The sequence below is a fragment of the Pseudomonas sp. B21-031 genome, assembly GCF_024748985.1.
GTDB classification, from domain to species: domain Bacteria; phylum Pseudomonadota; class Gammaproteobacteria; order Pseudomonadales; family Pseudomonadaceae; genus Aquipseudomonas; species Aquipseudomonas kermanshahensis.
This window is the reverse complement of the sequence record NZ_CP087181.1, coordinates 2,684,727-2,709,131: the sequence shown is the minus strand read 5'-3', so window position 1 is coordinate 2,709,131 and position 24,405 is coordinate 2,684,727. Positions and strand designations below refer to the sequence as shown.

The window sequence follows — 24,405 nt, the reverse complement described above, 5'->3', positions numbered from 1 at the left end:
GTTCAACCGTCTAGCATGTGCAAGGCCTGGTTCGCCAAGTGCTCCAGCGCGAACGGCTTGAGCATCAATGCAGTGCCCGGCTGATCGAGCAGTTGGGCTTCAATCGGTTGGTCGGTGTAGCCGGTGATGAAGAGAATTTTCTGCGACGGCACGATCATGCGGATTGCCTTGGCCACTTGCCGCCCACTGAAACCGCCCGGCAAACCGATATCCGTGATTACCAGGTCAAAAGGCCCGTCATGGCGGAAGCGATCCAGCGCTGAATTGGCATCTTGAACGTCACAGATGGCAAACCCGCGCTCGGTGAGAAATTCGCGCATCAGTGCACGCAGGTTGAGTTCGTCATCGATCAACAACACGCGCTGGCCTCGCGCGCGATTAACGCTTGGCAGGCATACCAGTGGCTCTTCCGGAACCAACGCCAGGCTGCGCGGAAACAGCATGGAGACTTTCGTCCCTTGGCCTTGGGTCGACTCGATCCACACATAGCCACCCGACTGCCCGACAAAGCCATAGACCATCGGCAGGCCAAGCCCCGATCCCCGTCCCAGGGGCTTGGTCGTGAAGAAGGGTTCAAAGGCCTTGGCGGCCTCTGCGGCCGACATCCCGTGGCCGTCATCCTCGACATGCACAGCCACATAGTCGCCTGGCGGCAGCCCGTTTTCGTCCGGAAAATGCGTCGCCAAGCGTTCGTTGACCGTTCTGATTGAGACGCTGCCGCGCTCAAGGCACGCTTCACGGGCATTCGCGCACAGGTTGATCAAGGCATTTTCAAACTGGGTGACATCGACGCTGACAGCCCAGGGGGTGACGTCCAACTGCCACTGCAGGCGCATTTCCGCGCCCAGCGCCTGCTGCAGCAAGGGCTCAATCAGAGACAGCTGTCGGTTGACATTCAGTGGCCTGGCATCCAGCGGCTGGCTGCTGGAAAACGCCAACAGCCGGTGTGTGAGGTTCATGGCCCGTTGCACCGAGTCTCGCGCCAGTTCCACATAGGTCTCGATGCGCTCCAAGCGCCCTTGCAGCAAGCGGCGTTGCAACAGTTCGAGGCTGCCACCGATGCCGGACAGCAAGTTGTTCATTTCATGGGCCATGCCGCCTGCCAGTTGGCCAACCACCTCCAGGCGCTCACTGTTGCGCAACAAGGCCTCGGACTGGCGCGTGGCTTCTTCGCGGTCTGCGGTAATGTCGCGGCCGACGGCGGTCAGTAAGTTGCCATCGAATTTAGCGGACCAGCTAAACCAGCGGTAGTGGCCGTCCTGGTGGCGCAGGCGGATATCGATCTGTTCTGCCTCTTGGCCCTGCACGAAGCCGGAGACCGCCACCTGCACTTCCGCGCGGTCCGCCGGGTGGATCAGCTCCAGTATCGGCATGCCCTGTACCAAGGCTTCACTCCAGCCCAGGATGCGGTGCCAAGCGGGGTTGGCCGCGTGCAACGTCAGCTCGCGAGTAACGATCATCATGGCATCGCGGGACAATCGCCAGATTTGATCCCGATCGGCCATGTAGCGTTCGAGCTGTTTTTCAAAGGCCGTCGCCTGCTCGCGCCAATGATGGTGCGCCTCGGCACTGGCCTTGGTTTCGATGACCGTGTGCAGAAAGCCCGCAACGTCACCCTGCTCGTCCCGAATCGGCGAGTAGCCAAAAGCACACCACAAAGGGTCGTTGTCGTTGCCACGATCAATGCGCAGTGGCGGGTCTTCGACGAAACTCGAACGGCCTTCGAGGGCCTTGAACACCCAGGGCCCCATGCCCTGCCAGGCATCGCGCCAGAGCACATCGAACGCCTGCCCCAATGCATCCTGGCCACCGCCCCGGAGCATCCGATAAGCGTCGTTATGGACCACGCTCAGGTCCGCCCCCCACACCACCGCACACGGGAATGGCGACACTTGCATCATGTCGACGGCAATGCGCAGCGAGGCCGGCCAGCGTGGCAACGGCCCCAGCGAAGTACGGCCCCAATCGAATTGGGCAATGCGTTCGCCCATGGGGTCGGCTGTTGCCGGATCAGACGCCAGCAGAATGACCTGCAGCTCAGCCTCGCTTGGGGTACCGTTTGCGACCAATCTCATGACTCCAATGGCTGATGGGTGGCGACGTTGTTCACGTTAGCACAGCATGCGCTCCATTTATGGCGTACCGGCAGGTGGCAGCTATGCTGATTAGGCTTTCCACTGAGCCATGCAATAGCGGTCCCTTTAGGTTGCCGATGGGAGTGTGGTCATGAGCAAGAAGAAGATGCTGGTAGTGCTGACCAATACGGCCAAGTACCCAACCCTCAAACGGGCAACCGGGCTGTGGTTGGGCGAAGCCGTGCATTTTGTCGAAAAGGTCGAGAAGGCAGGCTACGAAATCGATTATGTCAGCCCCAGCGGCGGCTACGTGCCGATCGACCCTCACAGCCTGCAAATGGCACCCGACCTGGACTGGAAGTGGTATGACGACAAAGCCTTCATGACACGCTTGGGTACCACATTGAGCCCCGGGCAGGTCAAAGCCGACGACTATAGCGTTATCTATTACACCGGTGGTCATGGCGTCATGTACGACTTTCCCGATAACCCGCCGCTGCAAGAGCTCGCGCGCAAAATCTATGAGAATAAAGGCATTGTGGCTGCCGTTTGCCACGGTGTTGTCGGGCTTTTGAACATCAAGCTCAGTGACAACAGCCTGCTGCTGAAAGGCCGTCAGGTCACCGGTTTTTCCAATATCGAGGAACAACTGGTGGAACTGGACAAGGTGGTGCCTTTTCTCACCGAAAACGAACTGGTTGGTCGAGGCGGTAGTTACAGCAAGCACGATGACCCGTGGAAACCTTTCGTGGTGAGCGACGACCGGCTGATTACTGGGCAAAACCCAGATTCCACCGCAACGTTGGCTGAAAAGGTACTCGCAACACTCGAGGCAAAGTGACGGCTTACGCCTGATTACTTCGTTTCTCGAAGCGCAGGCCGCACGCGGACTACATCCGACACGCAATTGAATACATAGGCTCCCAGACTACCTGCCCACCACGGGCAACCTCAGACTGGAGAACAATAGCCTATGTCGAAAATCATGCATGCCGGGCGCAGTTTGCTGGAATTGCTGCTCATCATGGCCATCGGGCTGGTGCCGGTGGTGTCCGGGTTGCTGGTCATGGTGTTTCAGCTGGAGAGAAAGCTGGAGGAAAACGCACAGATCTCCGTCCAGGAAGCGGTATTCACCATCGATAAAGTGCTGGACCGCATGCAAAGCACCGCTATCCTCGCCCAGCCTGTTGCAGGCAAGGCGTGCGCCGAAGTCCAGAGCACCCTGCAGGATCAGGTAGACCGTGACCCCTTGCTACGCGCGTTGAGCCTGGTGCGCGACGAGGAAGCGTATTGCAGTACCCACTCGGAATCCCTCGACCATCTGTCGGCCTTCGCCCAGTCCGGACAACAGGTTGAACTTGCGCTCGATTCGCCAGCATTACCTACTACGCTGGTGACCCACTTTCAGGAACCGGGCAACAACCCGAACGTGATCGTGACAGGTTATGCCACTGAACTGCGCAACGAATTGCGAGCCTTTCAGGATGGCCTGACACTGCTTCTGGAGTTCGGCGACCAATACATCTGGAGCCATGGAGACAGCCGCGACCCGCATCGGCCTTCGCAGTCCGAGTATGCCCAAAGGGCGCTCTCCGAGAAGTATGGGTATACGGTGAGGGGCGGTTATGCCAAAGGCTATACCGCGCAAGAAATCCGCCAATCGATGTTGCAGGTTCTGCCTTCGCTGGTACTGGTCGGGATTGTGACCGGCTCGATCATCTACTGGGGCTTGTTCAGGGCGCGTCGAAACAAGCGTGGTACCGCCGCCGAAGCGGCATGACGGCGGTACCAGCAGCTATCAATCGGTGCTCAATACACCGCGGCGAACCTGGTCCCGTTCGATGGATTCGAACAGGGCCTTGAAGTTACCTTCGCCAAAGCCATCATCACCCTTGCGCTGGATGAACTCGAAGAATACCGGCCCAAGCAAGGTCTCCGAGAAGATCTGCAGCAGCAGGCGCTTGTCGCCCTGCTCTGCAGCGCCGTCGAGCAGGATGCCGCGCGCTTGCAGTTGGTCGACAGGTTCACCGTGACCTGGCAGGCGCTCTTCGAGCATCTCGTAGTAGGTCTGCGGCGGCGCGGTCATGAAACGCATGCCAATGCCCTTCAGGGCATCCCAAGTCTTGAGCAGGTCGTCGGTCAGGAAGGCCACGTGCTGAATGCCTTCGCCGTTGAACTGCATCAGGAACTCTTCGATCTGGCCGGCGCCCTTGGACGATTCTTCGTTGAGCGGGATGCGGATCATGCCATCGGGTGCGGTCATGGCACGCGAGGTCAGGCCGGTGTACTCGCCCTTGATATCGAAATAGCGGATCTCGCGGAAGTTGAACAGCTTCTCGTAGAACCCAGCCCAGTAGGCCATGCGCCCACGATAGACGTTATGGGTCAGGTGATCGATGATCTTCAGGCCCGCGCCCACCGGGTTGCGGTCTACACCTTCAATGAAATTGAAGTCGATGTCGTAGATCGAGCTGCCTTCTTCAAAGCGGTCGATCAAATACAGCGGCGCGCCACCGATACCCTTGATTGCGGGCAGACGCAGCTCCATCGGGCCGGTTTCGATTTCGACCGGCTGAGCGCCCAGTTCCAGCGCTCGGGCATAGGCTTCGTGAGCATTGCGAACGCGGAACGCCATGCCACAGACCGACGGGCCGTGCTCGGCGGCGAAGTACGAGGCGATGCTCTTGGGTTCGTTATTCAGAATAAGGTTGATGCCGCCCTGACGGTACAGGTGCACGTCTTTGGAGCGGTGAGTGGCGACCTTGGTGAAACCGAGTATCTGGAAAACCGGCTCGAGCACGCCAGGGGTCGGCGATGCCAGCTCGATGAACTCGAAGCCCATCAGGCCCATTGGATTTTCGAAAATATCAGCCATGTTCTTGTCCTCATCTACAGCGAAAAATTAGTGATTTCCGGGGATGTAGAACAGAACAGGCGGTGAGCACGGGATGCCACGCACGCTGCGAGCGAGGAAGCCACCAATGATCAGTTTGAACCCATGGTTAGTCATATGGACCCATTCTCGGCGGGCTTGATTCTCCCGAATGTGGAGAACCTTATTGTTGTATTCGTAACTCGATTCTACAGTGCGTAAATAGGTTTGTCGCGCTTTAGTTCGCCAGCGTCTCCGACAAACGGCTATCCTCTGCACGTTCTCTTCAACAGATTAGGCCAGCATGCCCCTCACCCGTAAACGCCGCGCCGGCTGGAGTTGGCGCACCCTGCTGCCTTGGGCGATCGGCGTGCTCCCGGTAGCCTGCGGCCTGGGGGTGATGAACTGGCAGATCGACCGTGAACTGCATGCCAACAGCCATGCTACGGCCGCTCAGGTGATCGACCAAGTCGAGCGCATGCTCGACACCGCGTCCAATACCGCACAAGCGTTGCTGCCGTTGGCGGGCAGCCCCTGCGAGCAGGTGCAACTGGCCCTGCGCGGCCAGGTCACGCGCAACGCCTTTGTGCGCTCCACCAACCTGTTCCAGCACAACACGCTGTATTGCTCCTCGCTGTTCGGTGAGTTCGATGAGGCCGTCGACGCGGGCGACTATGCCAGCGGCACGCTGTGGTTGATGGATGGCAACTCGGTAACGCCGGGCCATGCCCTGCTGGTGTATCGGGCCAGCGACGGCGATCGCGGCGCGATCACTACCGTCGATGGCGACCACTTGCTCACGGCACTGCGCCTGATCGGCCCGGACGAGACGCTGCAGATCCGCGTCGGTAACGACTGGATGGGCAAGGACGGCATCGTCCACGAAGGCTCACCACCCACGGCAGCGACTGCCGCCGTGACACTGAGCTCGACCCGCTACCCGTTCAGCGTGTACGGCGGCTATGGCGCCGACAAGCAAGGCCAACTGCTGCTCAGCCACTACCCCGCCCTGCTCAGCTTGCTGGTAATACTCGGTGCGGTGGCCGGGGCGGTGTGCCACTGGCAGGTCCGCCGCGCCACCTCGCCGCGCGCCGAACTGCAGCGCGCCCTGGAGGCCGATGAGTTTCTGCCCTACTTCCAGCCGGTGGTACGCAAGGGTGATTACCAGTGGGCCGGTGCCGAAGTGCTGATGCGCTGGAACCACCCCCGCGAAGGCCTGGTGCGCCCCGACCTGTTCATCCCCTACGCCGAGCACAGCGGCCAGATCGTCGCCATGACCCGCGCACTGATGCTGCACACCGCGCAGAACCTTGCGCCGTATGCCGCGCTGCTGGAGGATGGCTTCCACATTGGCATCAACATCACCGCTGACCATTGCCGCGACCTGAGCCTGCTCGACGATTGCCGGACCTTTCTTCAGCACTTTCCGCCAGGCCGCGTGGCGCTGACCCTGGAACTGACCGAGCGCAAGCTGATCGAAGCCACGCCGGTGACCTTGGACCTGTTCGAAAAGCTGCATGAAATGGGCGTGATGATTGCGCTGGACGATTTTGGCACGGGCCAGTCGAGCCTCAACTACCTGCGCCAGTTCAAGGTCGATTACCTGAAGATCGACCAGAGCTTCGTTGCCATGGTCGGGGGTGACGCACTGTCGTTGCACATCCTCGATACTATCATCGAGCTGTCGGGCAAACTGGGCCTGGGCATCGTCGCCGAAGGCGTCGAAACCGAGACCCAGCGCGACTACCTGGCCCGGCATAACGTCGACTTCCAGCAAGGCTACCTGTTCGCCAAGCCCATGCCGGCCGAAGCCTTCCTCGAGGCGCTGGCCGCTCGCCCAGGCGTCTCGCGGTTGCCGCAGGACGCGCCCCCTGAGATCATGCGCGGCTGATCCAGCCGCCCAACTCTCTCATTCGAGGCATTCGTGTCAAAAGGCATCCTTTCATCAGTCATGGCGTCGTGCCTGTTCGCCGTGATGTACTTCTATACCTCCCTGCTCACGCCGCTCGATGGTGAGGAAATCTTTGGCTGGCGTACGCTGCTGACGCTGCCTTGCCTGACGCTGTTCATGCTGGTTTCGAAGGACTGGCAGCGTGTCGGTGAGCTGCTGGGGCGGGTACGGCGTACCCCAGTGCTGCTGCTGGGGATGGTCGGTACGTCCTGGCTGATGGGGGTGCAACTGTGGCTGTTCCTCTGGGCGCCGTTGCACGGGCGCAGCCTGGAGGTGTCGATGGGCTACTTCCTGCTGCCACTGACCATGGTCTTGACCGGGCGCCTGGTCTACGGCGAGCGCCTGTCGCACTTGCAGAAAATCGCCGTGTGCTGCGCTGCGCTGGGTGTCGGGCACGAGCTTTACCAACATGGCAGCTTCGCCTGGGAAACCCTGGTGGTGATGATCGGTTACCCGATCTACTTCGTGCTGCGCCGACGCTGCCGCACTGACCACCTGGGCGGCTTGTGGTGCGACATGTGCCTGCTGTTGCCGTGGGCCCTGTACTTCGTGATCCAGGGGCCGTTGTCACCTGCGGACTTGCAGGCGCACCCCGGCCTTTACGCCTTGATCCCGGTACTGGGGGCGATCAGCGCTTCGGCCCTGATCGCCTACGTGTTGGCCAGCCGCCTGTTGCCGTTTAGCCTGTTTGGCCTGCTCAGCTACGTCGAGCCGGTATTGCTGGTGGGCGTGGCCCTGCTGCTGGGTGAGAGCATCGGCCCAGATCAGTGGCTAACCTACCTGCCGATCTGGGCCGCAGTGCTGGTGCTGGTGCTCGAAGGCTTCAAGCACCTGTTGCGTCAGCGTCGCCGCTCGGTATAAGCCGCACCTGGCGCACGCGCCGCTCCTCGACCGCCTCCACGGTCAGCGTCCAGCCATTCCAGGCCAGGCGATCGCCGACCATCGGCAGGCGGTCCAGCAAGCTCATCACCAGGCCCGCGAGGGTCTGGTAGTCCTCGGTGGCGCGCGCGCTGAAACCGGTACGCGCCTGCACCTGGCTGAGGTTCAAGGCACCGCTGACGACAAAGCCATCCCCGTCTTCGACGATACCCGGCCCTTCTACCTCGCTCGCATCCGGCAGTTCGCCGGCGATCGACTCGAGGATATCGGTCATGGTCAGCAGGCCGGTGAAGTCACCGAACTCGTTGACCACGAAGGCAATGTGGGTCGATTGACCGCGCATCTGCTCAAGGGCGTTGAGGATGCTGAAGCTTTCCAGCAGGTTCAACGGCGCCCGGGCCATGCGCTCCAGGTCTGGCTGGCTGCCTGACAGCAGCTCCTTGAGCAGCTCCTTCTTGTGCACGAAGCCCAGTGGCTCATCGATGCGGCCGTCGCGGATCAGCGGCAGGCGCGAGTACGGCGAATTGGCCAAGGCTTCGGTAATGGCTGCGGCCGGCAGCGCCAAGTCAATCACATCGACCTCGGTGCGGGCGGTCATCACCGTGCGGATCGGCCGCTCAGCAAGGTTCAGCACACCGCTGATCATTACCCGCTCACGGCGGTCGAACAGCACCTCTTCGCCACCGCCCTCGACCAGGTCGGCGATTTCTTCCCCTACCTCGTCAGCCTCGACCCGACGGCCGCTCAACAGGCGCAATACCGCATGGGCAGTGCGCTCACGCAGTGGCTTGTGCTGCTGCAGGCTGCGCTTGCGGCGCGCACGGGCCAGCTGGTTGAACACCTCGATTAGGATCGAGAAGCCGATGGCCGCATACAGGTAGCCTTTCGGGATATGGAAGCCCAGGCCTTCGGCGGTCAGGCTGAAACCGATCATCATCAGGAAGCCCAGGCACAGCATGATCACAGTCGGGTGGGCGTTGACGAAGCGGGTCAGCGGCTTGCTGGCGACAATCATGATGCCGATCGAGAAGATCACCGCGATCATCATGATCGACAGCTGCTCGACCATGCCCACGGCCGTGATCACAGCGTCCAGCGAGAACACCGCATCGAGCACCACGATCTGCGCGACGATCGGCCAGAACGCCGCGTGGCGTACCGCACCGCTGGCCTGGGTGACATGCCCTTCAAGCCGTTCGTGCAGCTCCATGGTGGCCTTGAACAGCAGGAACACACCGCCGAACAACATGATCAGGTCGCGGCCCGAGAAGCTCTTGCCGAATACCTCGAACAGCGGCGCGGTCAGCGTCACCATCCACGAGATACTCGCCAACAGGCCCAGGCGCATGATCAGCGCCAGGCTCAAACCGATGATCCGCGCACGGTCACGCTGATGCGGCGGCAGTTTGTCGGCCAGGATGGCGATGAACACAAGGTTGTCGATACCCAGCACCAGCTCGAGGACGATAAGCGTCAACAGGCCTAGCCAGGCCGTGGGGTCGGCTAGCCATTCCATTAGCGGGTACTCACGAGGGAAGCGTCACAAGGACAGGTGAAAGGTGGCCGAGAAGGCCAAGGACAGGGGGTTCCGCGAAGGTGCTCATAGGTACCTGAATAGAAATTGGGTAAGAGATCCTACAATCACAGCCTGTTTTTCTGACAGTGAGAAACTATTACAAAACCTGTAACAGGGGACTTTCATTCAATACGGCTGACGCCCTGAGCCTGAAGACTAGCGTCAACTTCCACTACCTGGATTGCCCCATGAGTCTGTCTTTGTCCATGGCCGCCTTTGCGCTGGCCGCCTCGATTTCCCCTGGACCCGTCAACATCGTCGCCCTGGGCAGCGGTGCCCGGCATGGCTTGCGCGCAAGCCTGGCCCACGTGGCCGGGGCCACACTGGGGTTCTGCCTGTTGCTGGTACTGGTTGGGCTGGGCCTGCATGAACTGCTGTTGCGCTGGCCGCTTTTGGGGTTGCTGCTGCACTGGGGAGGTGTCGCGTTTTTGCTGTACATGGCGTGGAAGCTGGCCCGCGACGATGGCCGCTTGGGCAGCGATCATGCACAGCGCGCCCCGTCTGCCTGGCAGGGCGCGGCCATGCAGTGGCTCAACCCCAAGGCATGGTTGGCGGCGGTGGCAGGTGTCGGCGCCTACACAGGGGGCGACCCGCAACTGTTGTGGGTGTTCACCTGGATCTATGGGCCGATCTGTTTCGTCTCGGTGGCCAGTTGGGCATGGGCAGGCAGTGTGATTCGCCAATGCCTGGGCAACCCGGTGCGTATGCGTTTGTTGAACCGGGGGCTGGCCTTGTTGCTGGTGGGCAGCGCGGTTTACCTGGTCATTTGATGCGGGTTCAAGCCTGTCAGTCAGGGCCAAAGGGGCCGCTGCGCGACCCATCGCCGGCAAGCCAGCGCCTACAGAGGTAGCGCATTTCTTGAGATTCACTCACACCTGTGGGAGCTGGCTTGCCGGCGATGGGCTGCCCAGCAGCCCTAAGTTATCGCTTGCGATAATGCCCCGGCGTCGCAGCCAAATGGCGCTTGAAGGCACGCTGCAGGTGCGCTTGGTCAGCGAAGCCCGCTGCCAGTGCCGCGTCGGCAATCGAGCTGCCCTGGCGCAGCTGCGCACGCGCGCACTGCACACGCTGGTCAAGCAGGTAGTCGTGGGGCGTCAAACCAAAACGCTGGCGAAACGCGCGGATCAGGTAGGCGCGGGACAAGCCGCAGGCTTGGCAGATGTCTTCAAGGTCAAGCGGGGCGGTACGGTGTGCGCGGATGAAGGCCGCGGCGGCTTCCAGCCGAGGATGATCCGGCTTGGGTGCCCCAGGCTCGCCACCCAGCACGCTCGACAGCCTCTGGAAGAATGCCGCAAGTCGCGCTTCGCGATCCCGCCGGTTGTCGTCGAACAGGTCGGCAAACACCTGCAGCAAGGCGCTGTAGAGGGCCGGCGAGGTGCTGACAACCTGCGCCGGCAACTGGAACCCAAGCCTCTGCAACCACGCTACATCAACGAACAGCATCAGGTAGGACCAGGCCTCGCCCTCGATGGGGTTGCAGGTGTGCACCACCCCTGGGTTCATCAGCACCGTGGTGCCCGCGCTGACTTCGATCCGCCTGTCACCGCTCAGGTAGGTGCTGCGCCCACCGGTGATGGCCCCGATGGAAAAGCTCTCATGGGAATGGGCGGCATAACACACCTGGCGCCCGTCCCCGACCCGCCGAGCCTCGACAAAGGGCAATGCCGGATCGCGCCAGAACCGCGACACCTCGATCATCGCCCTGCCCTCATTCGCCGTTGTCGTGTACCACCACCAGCAACTGCGCCGGGCGCGGCCCGACCGAACGCAAGCGGTGAGGTGTCTGGGCGTTGAAATGCAAGGCGTCGCCCTGCTCCAGCAGCACCCGTTCGTTCATGAAATCGACCTCAACCTGCCCGGCATGAACGAACAGAAACTCCTCGCCCTGGTGCTCCTTGAACGTCGGGTCACTGAACTCGGTGGGCGGCTGAATCAGAAACGGCAGCAGGCTGCGCTGCCCTACCTGGCTGGTCAGCGCCGCATAGCCTGGGCCTTCGCCGTCGCCCACCAGCGCCTGGCGTTCCGCGTGGCGCACCAGGCTGTAACGGCTCTGCGCAGTGTGTTCTTCAGCGAACAGCTCTTCGACATTGACGTTCAGCGCCCGCGCCAGTTTCAGCGCGGCAGCGATCGACGGCGTGTTCAAGCCGCGCTCGACCTTTGACAGGTAGCTTTTGGTCATGCCGGTCTTGTCGGCCAGCACTTCCAGGGTGATACCCAGTTTCTTTCTCAGCAGTTTCAATCGGATCGACATGTGAAGCAGTTTCCCAGGCGAAGGCAGATGCAAGGCTCGCGCACACCGATGATACGTGGAGTGCGCGCGAAATGCTGGCCTTGACCGGGCAAATTCTCACGGCATCACGGGCGGCACGTACTGCAAGGTCGTGCCCAGTGCCCACAGCAGCACCAGCACCAGGGGCGCGTGCACCAGCAACTGCACGAACGAGAAGCCGATCAGGTCGCGCGCCTTGAGGCCCAGTACCCCTAACAACGGCAGCATGTAAAACGGGTTGATCAGGTTCGGCAGCGCCTCGGCGGCGTTGTAGATCTGCACCGCCCAGCCCAGGTGGTATTGCAGGTCATTGGCCACCAGCATCACGTAGGGCGCCTCGATGATCCACTTGCCACCGCCCGAAGGGATGAAGAAGCCGAGCACAGCCGAGTACACCCCCATCAGCACCGCGTAAGTGTCGTGGGAGGCAATCTGCACGAAGAAGGTGGAGATGTGATGGGCCAGCGTCTGTTCGTCCACCCCTTTGACCTGGGTAAGGACCGCCGCAATCGAGCCATACAGCGGGAACTGGATCAGCACCCCGGTGGTGGTCGGCACCGCGCGAGCCACAGCATCGAGGAAGCTGCGCGGGCGCCAGTGCAACAAGGCACCCAGCATGATGAACAGGAAGTTGTAGGTGTTCAGCCCGGAGATGGCCGTGATGGCGGGCTTGGTGGCGAACTCCTGATACAGCCAGCCACCGGCCAGGGCCACCAGCAGCAAGGTCAGGATGGGGCTGTACTCCAGCCACTCACCGGGCCGGCTGCGCTGAGCCGGTGGCGGCGCGGTAAAGCTCGGGTCGACACCACATTGTTGCGCGGTACGGGCACTGTTAGGGCCTGGTGCGGTGGCATAGGCCACCACCAGCGACACGATCACCAACGCCGCCAGCAGGACGCCGGACTGCCAGAGGAAGATGGTCTCGGTGAACGGAATCACCCCGGTGATCGACAGAATCGACGGTGGCAAACTGGCCGGGTTGGCCTGCAATTGCGCCGCCGAAGACGACAGGCCCAATGCCCATACCGCGCCAAGGCCCAGGTAAGCCGCAGCACCGGCTGCACGGTAATCCATGTTCAGGTCGCTGCGCCGAGCCAGGGCGCGCACCAGCAAGCCACCGAACACCAGCGACAGGCCCCAGTTGAGCAACGAGGCCAGCATCGAGATCAGCGCCACCCAGCACACGGCCGAGCGGCCGTTTTTGGGAATGCGTGCCAAACGGTCGATCAGCCGCGCGGCAGGCGGTGAGCTGGCCACTACGTAGCCGCCGATGACCACGAATGCCATCTGCATGGTGAACGGGATCAGGCTCCAGAAACCATCGCCAAAGGCCTTGGCGGTGTCGGTGGGTTTGGCACCCATGGCCAGGGCGCCCACGCACACCAGTACGACGGCCAGGGCAGCGAATACCCAGGAATCAGGGAACCAGCGTTCGGCCCAGTTGGAGCAGCGCAGGGCAAAGCGGGCGGAGCGGCTGTCTTGGATTTCAGCGGCCACGATCAACTTCCTTTTATTGGTTTTATCGGACATTTCTACAGCAACGCAAAAACCTGTAGGCGCAGCCTTGTGCTGCGAAGAGGCCAGTGACAGCAGCGAAGAATCACTGTGTTGTCACTGGCCTCTTCGCAGCACAAGGCTGCTCCTACAGGTTGAATGACCCGTTTGCGGGTTAGAAGGTCATTTCTTTCACATCATCCGGCACGATCAGCTTGCCGGCGGTCTTTTCGATGATTTCTTCAACGCTCACCCCCGGCGCCGTCTCGCGCAGGATGAAGGCGCCATTGTCGATTTCCAGGTAGGCAAGGTCGGTCAGCACCTTGCGGATGCAACCGGCGCCGGTCAGCGGCAGGCTGCAGTGCGGCAGCAGCTTGGACTCGCCGTCCTTGGACGCGTGGGTCATGGTCACGATGATGTTATCGGCACCGGCCACCAGGTCCATGGCGCCGCCCATGCCCTTGACCAACTTGCCGGGGATCATCCACGACGCGATGTTGCCTTGCACATCCACTTCGAAGGCGCCGAGCACGGTGAGGTCGACGTGGCCACCGCGGATCATGGCGAACGATTGCGCCGAATCGAAGATCGACGCGCCACGGCGGGCGGTGACGGTTTGCTTGCCGGCGTTGATCATGTCGGCATCGATCGTGCTCTCGGTGGGGAACTCGCCCATGCCGAGCAAGCCGTTTTCCGACTGCAACATCACATCCATGTCAGCGGGTACGTAGTTGGCCACCAAGGTCGGGATGCCGATGCCGAGGTTGACGTAGTAGCCGTCCTTCAGTTCACGGGCGACGCGTTGCGCCATCTGTTCGCGGGTCAGTGCCATGGTCAGGATCTCTTTGTTGTTCTGAAGGATGGCGCTCAGGCCTTGACGGTGCGCTTTTCGATACGCTTTTCGAAGGTGCCGACAATCACGCGGTCAACGAAAATACCCGGGGTGTGGATCTCGCTGGGCAGCAGCACGCCCGGCTCGACGATCTCTTCCACTTCGACCACGGTGATCTTGCCGGCCGTGGCCGCCAGCGGGTTGAAGTTTTGCGCGGTGTTGCGGTACACCACGTTGCCGTAGTGGTCAGCCTTCCAGCCCTTGACGATGGCGAAGTCGCCGGTGATGGACTCTTCGAGAATGTAGTGGCGGCCCTTGAATTCACGCACCTCTTTGCCATCGGCGACCGGGGTGCCGTAGCCCGTGGCGGTGTAGAACGCCGGGATGCCAGCACCACCGGCGCGCATTTTCTCGGCGAGGGTGCCTTGTGGGGTCAGTTCGACTTCCAGCTCGCCACTGAGCAGTTGGCGTTCGAATTCGGCGTTTTCGCCGACATAGGAGGCGATCATCTTGCGGATCTGCCGGTCTTGAAGCAGTACACCGAGGCCGAAACCGTCGACACCGCAGTTGTTCGACACCACGGTCAGGCCCTTGACGCCACGGCGCTTGATCTCGTTGATGAGGTTTTCCGGGATGCCACACAGGCCAAAACCACCGGCCAATACCGTCATGTTGTCGGTCAGGCCGTCGAGGGCCTCTTCATACGTTGCTACGCGCTTGTCCAGTCCGGCCATGTTGATCCGCCTTTTGTAGTTGTTGAACCGACGAGGCTGTCGGTGAGCGTGTGCCTCCATCTTCACCTTAGTCGACTGATTTGTTAATTTTGTTTTCATCATCGATTGATAACTTTTTCAAAACAACGATCAGGGCCGTCATGAACGTCAAGCAACTTCGCGCCTTCGTCGCCGTGGCCAAGTACCAGAGCTTTGCCCAGGCCGGTGAACACCTGCATGTTTCGCAACCGGCGTTGAGCCTGACCATCAAGGCGCTTGAGGAAAACCTCGGCGGCGCCCTGCTCAGCCGGACCACCCGCAGTGTCAGCCTGACTGCCGAAGGTGAGGTGCTGCTGCCGCTGGCCCGGCGCCTGCTGGCCGACTGGGACGACACCGAAGAAATGCTGCGCCAGCGTTTCACCCTGCAACTGGGGCGTGTTTCGGTGGCAGCCATACCGGCCTTCGCCGGTAACCTGTTGCCGCACGGCCTCAAGGTGTTTCGCCAGCGCTACCCGAAAGTCAACGTCACCGTGCATGACGTGATCAACGAGCAGGTACAGGAACTGGTGCGCCACCGTCGCGTCGAACTGGGCATCGGCTTCGAACCGGACAACACCGATGGCCTGGACTTCTACCCCCTGTACATGGACCGCTTCGTCGCCGTGGTGCCCGCCGACTCGCCACTGGCCGTGCTGCCCCAAGTCAGTTGGACGCAACTGTTGGCCGAAGACTTCATCGCCTTGCAGCGCCCGTCGGCGGTCCGTCTGTTGATGGAACAGAACGTCGCGGCCAGCCATGGCAAGCTGGCGGTGGCGTTCGAGAGCCATCAGCTGTCGACCGTTGGCCGCATGGTTGCCAGCGGCCTGGGCGTCAGCGCCGTGCCGGCGCTGTGCATCAACCAGATGCAGGAGCTTGGTGCCCGCTGCGTGCCGCTAGTGGAGCCCGCCGTGGAGCGGCGCATGGGTGTCATCGCGCTCAGCGAGCACAAACTGTCCACCGCAGCGCAGGCGCTGCTCGAGGTACTGCTTTCCCATACCCAGATCCCGGAGGTGACATGCGATACGTGAAACTGGCAGGTTCGAAGGTGCCGGCCATTGGCCAGGGCACATGGTACATGGGTGAAGACCCTGGCCGCCGGGCCGCAGAAGTGGCAGCCCTGCAACAAGGTATCGAGCTGGGCCTGAGCCTGATCGATACGGCTGAGATGTATGCCGAGGGCGGCGCAGAGCAGGTAGTTGGCCACGCCATCGCCGGCCGCCGCGACCAGGTGTTTCTGGTCAGCAAGGTCTACCCGCACAATGCCAGCCAACGCGGCGTGCCTGCCGCCTGCGAGCGTAGCCTCAAACGCCTGGGCACTGACTGCATCGACCTGTACCTGCTGCACTGGCGTGGCCAGCATCCCCTGGAGGAAACCGTCGAAGCGTTCGAGCGTTTGCGCGAACAAGGCAAGATCAAACGCTGGGGGGTGTCCAATTTCGATGTCGATGACTTGCGCGAACTGCACAACCCCGATTGCGCTACCAACCAGGTGCTGTACAACCCGGCGCAACGCGGCATCGAATTCGACCTGCTGCCGTGGAGCCAGAAGCGCGCCTTGCCGACCATGGCGTATTGCCCATTGGCCCAGGCCGGGCAGTTGTTGCAGCACCCTGTGCTGGCCGAACTTGCCGAGCGCCACGGTGCGACACCGGCCCAGGTCAGCCTGGCCTGGGTGACCCGTGATGAGGGGGTGATTGCCATTCCCAAGGCGGTAAACCCAGAGCATGTGCGACTGAATGCGGCGGCCGGCTTGCTGACCCTGAGCAGCGAAGACCTGCGGGCAATTGACCGGGCATTCCCAGCACCGACCCGCAAGCAGCGCTTGGCGATGGTCTGAAGCCCTTGCCTGACCCTTGTAGGAGCAGCCTTGTGCTGCGAAGAGGCCGGTGACAACACAGCGAATCTTCTCTGGTATCGCCGGCCTCTTCGCAGCACAAGGCTGCTCCTACAACAGTCAACGCAACAGGTAACATTGACTAATGAAAATCGCGGCTGCGCACATCCAGCCCCTGCAGCAACGGGCTGATATCCTCCAGCCGCCTTGCAATCAGGTGACGCACCCCGTTCTCCTGCTCCAGCCGCCCGCTCACCTTGAGCAATTGCGACCCCACCAACGCCCTACGCTGCCGCTCGGCCAAGTCACGCCAGACCACCACGTTGACCATGCCGTACTCATCCTCCAGCGTCACGAACGTCACCCCACTGGCCGTCTGCGGGCGTTGTCTGCCCACCACCAGCCCGGCCACGGCAATGTTGTCGCCATGTTCGACAGCTGACAGCTCGTGCGAACTGCGGCAACCCAACGCTCGCAAACGAGGGCGCAGCAGCCGCAACGGGTGAGGCCCAAGCGTAGTGCCCAGGGTCTGGTAGTCGGCAACCAGGTCCTCGCCTACAGTCGGTGCAGGCAGCGCTACCACGGCCTCAGGCAACGCTTCGACCTCGGCGAACAAGGGCAACTGGGGCTGCACCGCCGCCACCTGCCAACGCGCCTGATGACGGTCACGTGCCAAAGCCCTCAGGGCCCCGGCGTCAGCCAGGCGGGCACGGGCGCGGTAGTCGAGCCCTGCACGCAGGCACAAGTCTTCAACATCGCGCCAAGGCCGTTGCGCCCTCGCCTGCTCCAGACGACGGGCATCGGCTTCGGCAAAACCACGGACCTGGCGCAGCCCCAAGCGTATGGCCAGCGCGTGTTCACCCACCGGTTCAAGCGTGCAATCCCATTCGCTGTGAAACACATCCACCGGCCGCACCTCGACGCCCTGACGCCGGGCCTCCTGCAGCAGTTGGTCAGGGCTGTAAAAGCCCATCGGCCAGCTGTTAACCAGCGCGCAGGTGAAAATGGCCGGTTCATGGCATTTGAGCCAGCTGCTCGCGTAACACAGCAAGGCGAAACTGGCCGCGTGGGACTCGGGGAAGCCATAGCTGCCAAACCCCTTGATCTGCTCGAAGATGCGCTCGGCGAACGACAGTTCGTAACCATTGCGCAACATGCCCTGAATCAGCCGTTCGCGGTGCGGCTCCAGCCCGCCATGGCGCTTCCAGGCCGCCATGCTCCGGCGTAGCTGGTCGGCTTCACCCGGGCTGTAATCGGCTGCCACCATCGCCAGCTCCATCACCTGCTCCTGAAACAACGGCACACCCAGGGTGCGCTCGAACACTTCCTGCAATTTTGGCGAGGGGTACGTCACGGGCTCCTGCTTCAGGCGGCGGCGCAAGTACGGATGCACCATGTCACCCTGAATCGGCCCGGGGCGCACGATGGCCACCTCGATGACCAGATCGTAGAACGTGTTGGGCTTGAGCCGCGGCAACATGGCCATCTGCGCCCGAGATTCGATCTGGAACACGCCCATGGTTTCGGCTCGGCTGATCATCGCGTAGGTGCCCGGGTCTTCAGCTGGGATGCTTGCCAGCGTCAATTGCCGGCCCCGGTGGCGCTGCAGCAGGTCGAAGCAACGGCGCAAGGCACTGAGCATACCCAGCGCTAGCACATCGACCTTGAGCAAACCGACCATGTCCAGGTCGTCCTTGTCCCACTGGATCACGGTGCGGTCTTGCATCGCGGCGTTTTCCACTGGCACCAGTTGATCCAGCGGCTGCTGCGAGATGACGAACCCACCAGGGTGTTGCGACAGGTGCCGGGGAAAACCGATCAGTTCACCGGCCAGAATCAGCACCCGCCGCAGCGACGGGCTGCTGGCCTCGAAACCGGCCTCGGCCAGGCGTTGCGCATCGGGGATGCGATCACTCCAGCGGCCACAGCACTTGGCCAGCGCATCCACCTGGTCGGCCGGCAGCCCCAGCACCCGCGCCACATCACGCACCGCACCGGCAGCATGGTAGGTGTTGACCACGGCAGTGAGTGCGGCCCGGTGCCGGCCATAGCGCCGGAACACATACTGGATCACCTCTTCGCGGCGGTCGTGCTCGAAGTCCACGTCGATGTCGGGCGGCTCATTGCGCTCGCGTGACAGAAAGCGCTCGAACAGCAAACGGTGCTCCATGGGGTCCAACTCGGTGATCCCCAGCACGAAACACACCACCGAGTTGGCGGCCGAGCCCCGGCCCTGGCAGAGGATATGCTGGCTGCGGGCAAAGGCGACGATATCGTGCACGGTCAAAAAATAGCTTTCGTAGGCCAGTTCCTCGATCAGCGCCAGCTCCTTTGCCAGCACCTCGCGCACCTTGTCGCTCGGCCCACCCGGCCAGCGCATCGGCAAACCGCGCTCGCACAGCTCGCGCAGCCAGCTCGCTGGGGTGTGGCTGTCTGGCACCAATTCACGCGGGTACTGGTACTTCAGTTCGCTCAAGTCGAAACGGCAGCGCTCGGCGATGACCAGGGTCTCGGCCAGCAGGTCGGCCGGGTACAGTTCCAGCAACTGCTCAGGGCTGCGCAGGTGACGCTCGCCATTGGCGTACAGGTAGCGACCCGCTTCGGCCACCTGGCAATGCTGGCGGATGGCGGTCATGCAATCCTGCAGGGCACGGCGACCGCGTGCATGCATGTGCACGTCACCGCAGGCCACTGCGCGGATACCGACCTTGCTCGCCAACTGGCGCAGTTTGCCAAGCCGCACCTCGTCATCACTGCCACGGTGCAGGTGCACGGCCAGCCACAGCCGCTCGGCGAACAGCGCACGCAAACCCTCACCGGGTGCAGGGTCGTCGGCATCCTCGGCCACCCACAGCGCCAGCAAGCCTTGATGATGCTCGCGCAGGTCCTCGCTGAACAGTTGGTAGTCGCCCTTGTCCGCCCGCCGTCGCGCACGGGTAATTAGCGCGCACAGGCTCTGGTAGCCGGTGAGGTTTTCCGCCAGCAGCACCAGTTTCGGGCCATCCTGCAAGCGGACTTCGCTGCCGATAATCAGCCGCAGCTGGTGCGCCTTGGCGGCCTGCCAGGCGCGAACGATACCGGCCAAGGTGCACTCATCGGTGATCGCCAGGGCGTCATAGCCCTGCTCGCGGGCACGTTTGAACAACTCATCGGCACTCGATGCCCCCCGCTGGAAGCTGAAGTTCGACAGGCAGTGCAATTCGGCATACCCGAACCGGCTCATGCAAACCAGCCTTGCAGCCACAAGGGGCCTGGCTGGCTGAGGTCGCGGTAGGCCCAGCCGCGCAGGCCGTCGCGGGTTTCGATGCGGTAGTAGTCACGGCGCACGTCGCCTCCGTCCCACCAGCCCGACTCGATGCGCTCGGCATGCCCCAGCACACGGTGGCCGGCCGCCTCCAACGCCACGGGCGCCGGCAACAGCCAGCCGGGGCGGCTACCCGGCAACACCGGCAGGCTGCCTTGTGCGCCCTGCTCCGCCGCTTGCCAGGCACATTCGGGGCGGTGATCGGCCTCGGCGCTCAACCCCTTGACGGCCTCGTCGCCCAACCGTGCGCGCAAGCGTTCACGCAACTGTTCCCAGGGCTGCGCTTGCTGGGCGCGGGGGTCGAACAGCGCCTGGTGCTGGGGCACGAAGGGTGGCAGGTCATCGGCGACCAAGCGCAGGTTGCGTACCGGGGCGGGGATTTGCAGCAGCTCCAGGCGCCCTTTGGCCAATTCGAAGAGCATGCCGGGATCACGTTCGGCCGCCAGCAGGCCAACCTTGAGCAACGTGTCCGGCCCTTCGGCATGCTCCAGGTGCAGGCAAAAACGCTGCACGCCACAATCGCGCCCAGCCAGGAACGCGCCAAGGTCGTTGAGCATTCTGCGCAGCGGGAACAGCAACGCCTGGTGCGATTCCACGTCGAAGTTCAGCTCCAGGCGCGACTCGAAGCGGTCCGGCGGCTGGTAGAAGCCTAGCCCCAGGGTGCGCAGGCCGAGCAGTTGGTCCAGGTGCAGCTGGACCTGCGCAGAAAAGCGCTTGGCCAGGGCGTCACGCGGCAAGGCCAGCACCTGGCCCACCTGGCGCAACCCCATGCGGGCAAAGGCTTCGGCGGCCTCCAGCGGCAAGCCGACACGGTCGATGGGCATCTGTGCCAGCACGGCGCGGGTGGCGTCGGCACAGGTCACCGCCAGGCCATCATGGCCGTTGGCAAGCATACGGGCCGCCACCGGGTTGCTGGCCAGCACGATGCGCTGCCGCAAGCCCAACGCGCTGAGCTCCTGGCGCAGGCGTGCCTCGAACAACGGCCAGGGGCCAAACAGCTGCAGGCTGGAGCCGACCTCCAACAACAAAGCCCTTGGGTAATGCAGGCTTACCTGGGCGCTGAAGCGATAGGCCCAGGCTGCCAGCAGCTGTTGCAACTGCTCGATGCGTTTGTCATCCGCCTCTACACAGGTGAAGCCATCGGCTAAGGCACGCGCCGTGGTCAGGGTTTGCCCGGCACGCAGGCCGAGCGCTGCGGCAGCGGGGTTGACCGCCTGTAGCACACGGCGCTGCGTCGGGCCGCCAATCACTACCAGGGGCGTTTCAGGGTCGTCACGCTCGCGCAGAACAGTGTCCAGCGCCAGCTGTGGCAGCAGAATGCAGGCCCAGAGCATGGTGCATCAGCCTCAGCCGGGCAGCGCGATGGGCAGCGCTGGCGGCATGCCGCCCCGGCTCTTGAGCACACGCCACTGTGCCGGCCGGGTGTCGATGGCAATACGCAGAGCGGCCGGCGACGGGTTGTGGGCCGCCTGCTGTGGGCGACAGGCGAACGCCAGCGCCTGGCCGGTCTCGGCGGCCACCTGCAGGCGCCGCAGTGCCCGGTCATCGGCGCGCTCCGGCCAGCACAACACGGCGGCGCAACTGCCTGAACGCAGGCATTGCTCAGCCGCCCACAGTGCGTCTGCAGGCGTGGCGCTAACCTGGGCCAGCCAACGTAGATCCACCCCCGCTGCCTGCCAGGCCGGGGCATAGGGAATGAACGGTGGCGCGACCAGCACCACGCGGCCACCTTCTGCAGTCAGGCGCGCCAGTGAGGGCCACAGCAGTTGCAGCTCACCGCACCCCGGGCTGGCCAGCAACAGTTCGCTGAGTGCCGCAGCCGGCCAGCCGCCCTCGGGCAGGCGTTGGTCGAGCGCGGCATGCCCGGTCGGCTGCAACCCCATGGGCCGGGCCTGAACCTGCCGCCCACGCCAGACCTGACGCTGGTCGAGCAGCCTGTCGAGATCGACCACCGCGCCCATCAGTCGCGCCTCAGCAGGCCGCAGAACACGCCTTCAATGAAGAACTCCTGCTCAGGGCCCACATCGATCGGCGCATAGGCCGGGTTGCGCGGCAACAGCCGGTAACCGCCAGGCTGACGCTGCAAGCGCTTGATGGTCACCTCGCCGTCCAGGCGGGCGACTACGACCTGCCCGTCACGGGCCTCGCCCTGTTGCCGAATGCCGACCAGGTCACCCTCGAAGATGCCGTCATCGACCATCGAGTCGCCGCGCACTTTCAACAGGTAATCGGGCGTGCGCCGGAACAGGCTGGGGTCGAGCAGCAACTGCTCGTGAATGTCGAGGTCCGGGCCGATCGGGGCACCTGCCGCGACCTGGCCCAGCACCGGCACTTCGAGGATTTCCGGGCGGCGCAGCGGTTGAGCCAGGCGAATACCTCGCGCCTGGTTCGGCGTGACGTCGATATGGCCGGCCTGGCACAGGGCGGTGATGTGTTTGCGCGCGACGCTGCGCGAGGCGAAGCCGAAGCGCGTGGCGATGTCGGCAAGGCTCGGTGGCTGGCCGTGGTCAGCAATGCGCTCACGAATGAATTCGAGAATGGCGCGGCGTTTGGGGGTTAGATTGTCCATGGAGTACATTTGTACTCTTTTCGCAACACACTGAACAGCCCCCTTCGTCGTCCGCTTTGGTTATGATCGTCGGGCTTGTGTTTTTCATACCTGGATACCTGATGCTGACTGCCCTGCTGTTCGACCTCGACGGAACCCTCACCGACACCGACACCCTGCACCTGCAGGCTTTCCGCCAGTTGCTGCGCGAGCATGACGGCCGTGAACTGAGCCAGGCCCAGTTCGATGCACAGGTCAGTGGCCGGGCCAACGGCGAACTGTTCGCCGAGTTGTTTGCCGATGCCAGCCCGCAGCAATGCCTGGCCCTGGCGGATCGCAAAGAGGCATTGTTCCGCTCGCTGGCGCCGTCGCTCGCGCCCATGCCCGGCCTGTTGCGCTTGCTGGAGCACGGCCAGGCCTGTGGCCTGGGGATGTGCGTGGTGACCAACGCCCCCCGGCTCAATGCCGAGCACATGTTGCAGGCCATGGGGCTGGAGGCCCGCTTCGAGCATGTGTTGGTGGCCGAGGAGCTTGAGCGAGCCAAGCCGGACCCGCTGCCCTACCTCACCGGGCTACAGCGGCTCGGGGCCGAGGCCGGCCAGGCGCTGGCCTTCGAGGACTCGTTGCCTGGGGTCAAGGCTGCCAGTGGTGCGGGGATCTTTACGGTTGGGGTTGCGACTACTCAGACTGCTGAACGCCTGATGGATGCGGGGGCTGGGCTGGTGATCGAGGACTTTGATGATGCGCGGTTGTGGGCGTTGATTGAATCGATGGGGTGAGGTGTGCATGCCATGAGTTCAATGGCGCCTTTGAGATCGAGCGCCGCCCGCGCGGCGCTTCGCAGCACAAGGCTGCTCCTACATCTGTTTCGGGCCAGTGAGGCCTGTGATATTTGCGCGCGACCGCCTCAGGAATAATTGGCCCGAGAGAAATGTAGGAGCAGCCTTGTGCTGCGAAGCGCCGCACGGGCGGCGCTCGATCTCACTGGCGCCACAAAACTCAACCCCTACACCTCAATGCTCTAACCTTCAACCGCTGCCCCACCTATCAGGCCGCCCATGCTTATCGACGAAGAACTGACCCTCAAAAAGCTGGAAACCTTCCTCGCCTTCATGCGCAGTGGCAACCTCGGCCGCGCCGCCGCCGAGCTGTCCACCAGTGCTGTCAGCGTGCACCGCGCCATCCACTCGCTGGAAAGCGCCTTGCGTTGCCCCCTGTTCAAGCACGAAGGCCGGCAACTGATCCCGCTGGAAAGCGCCTACGTGCTGGAGAAAAAAGCCCGCCAGCTGATCCAGGACGCCGAGCAGATGGTCCGCCAGACCCGTGAGGCTGCAGGGTTCTATGCCGAACGTTTCCGCCTGGGCGCCCTGTATTCGCTAACGGTGAAAACCGTGCCAAAGCTGGTCATGGGCCTGAAACTGCGCCGCAGCGCGCTCAACATCGACCTGACCCTGGGCTCGAACGTCGACCTGCTGCAACGCCTGAAAAACCACGAACTGGAGGCCATCCTGGTGTCGCTGGACGAAAGCGTCAGCGACCCCGCCTGCGAGCAATTGCCGCTGTTCTCCGACGACATCTTCCTTGCCGTCCCCACCGACTCGCCCTTTGCCGAGCACGCCGAGGTGGACCTGGCCGACCTCGCCGACTCCACCTTCATCACCCTGACCCAAGGCTTTGCCACCCACCGTGATGGTGCGCGGGTATTCGAGCAGGCAGGGTTCGAGCCGAAGGTGGCCATGCAGGTGAACGATATCTTCACCCTGCTTAGCATGGTCAGCTCCGGCGTTGGCTTTGCCCTGCTGCCAGGGCGTATCGCCGCGGTCTACGAGAACCGGGTGAAGTTGATTGCCCTGCAACCACGCTATCGCCTGCAACAGCACATTGGCGTGGTGTTCTTGAAGGCGCGGGAACGAGAGCCGAACCTGCTGGCGTTGCTGGCTGAATGCAGGATGTACAGCCGCGAAAACTGAGCGAAGGCCTGCGGGGTTGGCAGGCCACCGCAGGCATCTTTTCTACACA

21 protein-coding genes are annotated in these 24,405 nt (G+C 62.8%); 9 read left to right on the top strand and 12 right to left on the bottom strand.

Translation table 11 applies throughout. The features are described 5' to 3' along the window. Window positions 1–2 precede the first annotated feature (2 nt). Entirely contained in the window at window positions 3–2,075 is a 2,073-nt protein-coding gene (locus tag LOY53_RS12035; protein ID WP_252823963.1) for a PAS domain-containing sensor histidine kinase, read from the bottom strand. 151 nt (window positions 2,076–2,226) lie between these two features. Between LOY53_RS12035 and LOY53_RS12030 the strand changes: the two genes are divergently transcribed. Then, entirely contained in the window at window positions 2,227–2,916 is a 690-nt protein-coding gene (locus LOY53_RS12030; protein WP_258704062.1) for a type 1 glutamine amidotransferase domain-containing protein, read from the top strand. Window positions 2,917–3,048: 132 nt separating this feature from the next. Further along, window positions 3,049–3,855 carry a CSS-motif domain-containing protein gene (locus LOY53_RS12025; protein WP_252823959.1) on the top strand — a complete coding sequence of 269 codons (807 nt, stop codon included), beginning with the start codon at window positions 3,049–3,051 and terminating at the stop codon, window positions 3,853–3,855. 18 nt (window positions 3,856–3,873) lie between these two features. Here LOY53_RS12025 and hppD read toward each other — a convergent pair whose 3' ends face one another. Further along, window positions 3,874–4,950, bottom strand: a complete 1,077-nt coding sequence (gene hppD / locus LOY53_RS12020; protein ID WP_099454291.1) for a 4-hydroxyphenylpyruvate dioxygenase — start codon at window positions 4,948–4,950, stop codon at window positions 3,874–3,876. Window positions 4,951–5,251: 301 nt separating this feature from the next. Here hppD and LOY53_RS12015 point away from each other — a divergent pair, with 301 nt between their 5' ends. Further along, window positions 5,252–6,838, top strand: coding sequence for an EAL domain-containing protein (locus LOY53_RS12015; RefSeq protein WP_258704061.1), 1,587 nt, complete (start codon window positions 5,252–5,254; stop codon window positions 6,836–6,838). Window positions 6,839–6,871: 33 nt separating this feature from the next. Continuing rightward, entirely contained in the window at window positions 6,872–7,759 is an 888-nt protein-coding gene (rarD, locus tag LOY53_RS12010) for an EamA family transporter RarD (RefSeq protein WP_027593425.1), read from the top strand. On the opposite strand, the gene LOY53_RS12005 is transcribed toward rarD, so the two are convergent. Beyond that, window positions 7,722–9,293 carry a TerC family protein gene (locus tag LOY53_RS12005; RefSeq protein WP_258704060.1) on the bottom strand — a complete coding sequence of 524 codons (1,572 nt, stop codon included), beginning with the start codon at window positions 9,291–9,293 and terminating at the stop codon, window positions 7,722–7,724. The genes rarD and LOY53_RS12005 overlap by 38 nt on opposite strands. 248 nt (window positions 9,294–9,541) lie before the next feature. Between LOY53_RS12005 and LOY53_RS12000 the strand changes: the two genes are divergently transcribed. After that, window positions 9,542–10,123, top strand: coding sequence for a LysE family translocator (locus LOY53_RS12000; RefSeq protein WP_252823952.1), 582 nt, complete (start codon window positions 9,542–9,544; stop codon window positions 10,121–10,123). A gap of 151 nt (window positions 10,124–10,274) precedes the next feature. On the opposite strand, the gene LOY53_RS11995 is transcribed toward LOY53_RS12000, so the two are convergent. The 5 genes from LOY53_RS11995 to LOY53_RS11975 all read right to left on the bottom strand — a co-directional run bounded on the left by LOY53_RS11995 (window position 10,275) and on the right by LOY53_RS11975 (window position 14,682). Further along, complete coding sequence (locus LOY53_RS11995) at window positions 10,275–11,051, bottom strand: AraC family transcriptional regulator (RefSeq protein WP_252823951.1); 777 nt, start codon at window positions 11,049–11,051, stop codon at window positions 10,275–10,277. Window positions 11,052–11,061: 10 nt separating this feature from the next. Continuing rightward, window positions 11,062–11,604: a helix-turn-helix domain-containing protein gene (locus LOY53_RS11990; protein ID WP_099454296.1), complete on the bottom strand. Its 543-nt coding sequence runs from the start codon at window positions 11,602–11,604 to the stop codon at window positions 11,062–11,064. A gap of 96 nt (window positions 11,605–11,700) precedes the next feature. Continuing rightward, complete coding sequence (locus tag LOY53_RS11985; protein ID WP_252823949.1) at window positions 11,701–13,152, bottom strand: short-chain fatty acid transporter; 1,452 nt, start codon at window positions 13,150–13,152, stop codon at window positions 11,701–11,703. Between the two features lie 139 nt (window positions 13,153–13,291). Next, window positions 13,292–13,948, bottom strand: a complete 657-nt coding sequence (locus LOY53_RS11980) for a CoA transferase subunit B (protein WP_099454298.1) — start codon at window positions 13,946–13,948, stop codon at window positions 13,292–13,294. Window positions 13,949–13,983: 35 nt separating this feature from the next. Further along, entirely contained in the window at window positions 13,984–14,682 is a 699-nt protein-coding gene (locus LOY53_RS11975) for a CoA transferase subunit A (protein ID WP_027593432.1), read from the bottom strand. Between the two features lie 140 nt (window positions 14,683–14,822). Here LOY53_RS11975 and LOY53_RS11970 point away from each other — a divergent pair, with 140 nt between their 5' ends. Next, entirely contained in the window at window positions 14,823–15,728 is a 906-nt protein-coding gene (locus LOY53_RS11970) for a LysR family transcriptional regulator (RefSeq protein ID WP_252823947.1), read from the top strand. After that, a complete protein-coding gene (locus LOY53_RS11965) occupies window positions 15,716–16,537 on the top strand; it encodes an aldo/keto reductase (RefSeq protein WP_258704059.1) in 822 nt (273 codons plus the stop codon). The genes LOY53_RS11970 and LOY53_RS11965 overlap by 13 nt, the downstream gene beginning before the upstream one ends. 139 nt (window positions 16,538–16,676) lie before the next feature. Here LOY53_RS11965 and LOY53_RS11960 read toward each other — a convergent pair whose 3' ends face one another. Genes LOY53_RS11960 through lexA form a run of 4 tightly spaced genes read right to left on the bottom strand, consistent with a single transcriptional unit; the run spans window position 16,677 to window position 22,416 of the window. Further along, window positions 16,677–19,757, bottom strand: a complete 3,081-nt coding sequence (locus tag LOY53_RS11960) for an error-prone DNA polymerase (RefSeq protein WP_258704058.1) — start codon at window positions 19,755–19,757, stop codon at window positions 16,677–16,679. Continuing rightward, a complete protein-coding gene (locus LOY53_RS11955; RefSeq protein ID WP_258704057.1) occupies window positions 19,754–21,172 on the bottom strand; it encodes a DNA polymerase Y family protein in 1,419 nt (472 codons plus the stop codon). The genes LOY53_RS11960 and LOY53_RS11955 overlap by 4 nt, the downstream gene beginning before the upstream one ends. Before the next feature lie 12 nt (window positions 21,173–21,184). Next, on the bottom strand, window positions 21,185–21,799 hold the full coding sequence (gene imuA / locus LOY53_RS11950) for a translesion DNA synthesis-associated protein ImuA (protein WP_252823940.1): 615 nt from the start codon (window positions 21,797–21,799) through the stop codon (window positions 21,185–21,187). After that, the gene (gene lexA, locus LOY53_RS11945) at window positions 21,799–22,416 is read right to left on the bottom strand and encodes a transcriptional repressor LexA (RefSeq protein ID WP_252823938.1); all 618 of its coding nucleotides are present in this window, start codon (window positions 22,414–22,416) and stop codon (window positions 21,799–21,801) included. Before lexA ends, imuA begins: the two co-directional genes overlap by 1 nt. Before the next feature lie 92 nt (window positions 22,417–22,508). On the opposite strand from lexA, the gene LOY53_RS11940 reads away from it, so the two are divergent. Together LOY53_RS11940 and LOY53_RS11935 are read left to right on the top strand one after the other, a co-directional pair. Continuing rightward, window positions 22,509–23,165 carry an HAD family phosphatase gene (locus LOY53_RS11940; protein WP_027593439.1) on the top strand — a complete coding sequence of 219 codons (657 nt, stop codon included), beginning with the start codon at window positions 22,509–22,511 and terminating at the stop codon, window positions 23,163–23,165. Between the two features lie 279 nt (window positions 23,166–23,444). Further along, a complete protein-coding gene (locus LOY53_RS11935) occupies window positions 23,445–24,356 on the top strand; it encodes a LysR substrate-binding domain-containing protein (RefSeq protein WP_027593440.1) in 912 nt (303 codons plus the stop codon). Window positions 24,357–24,405: the final 49 nt, after the last annotated feature.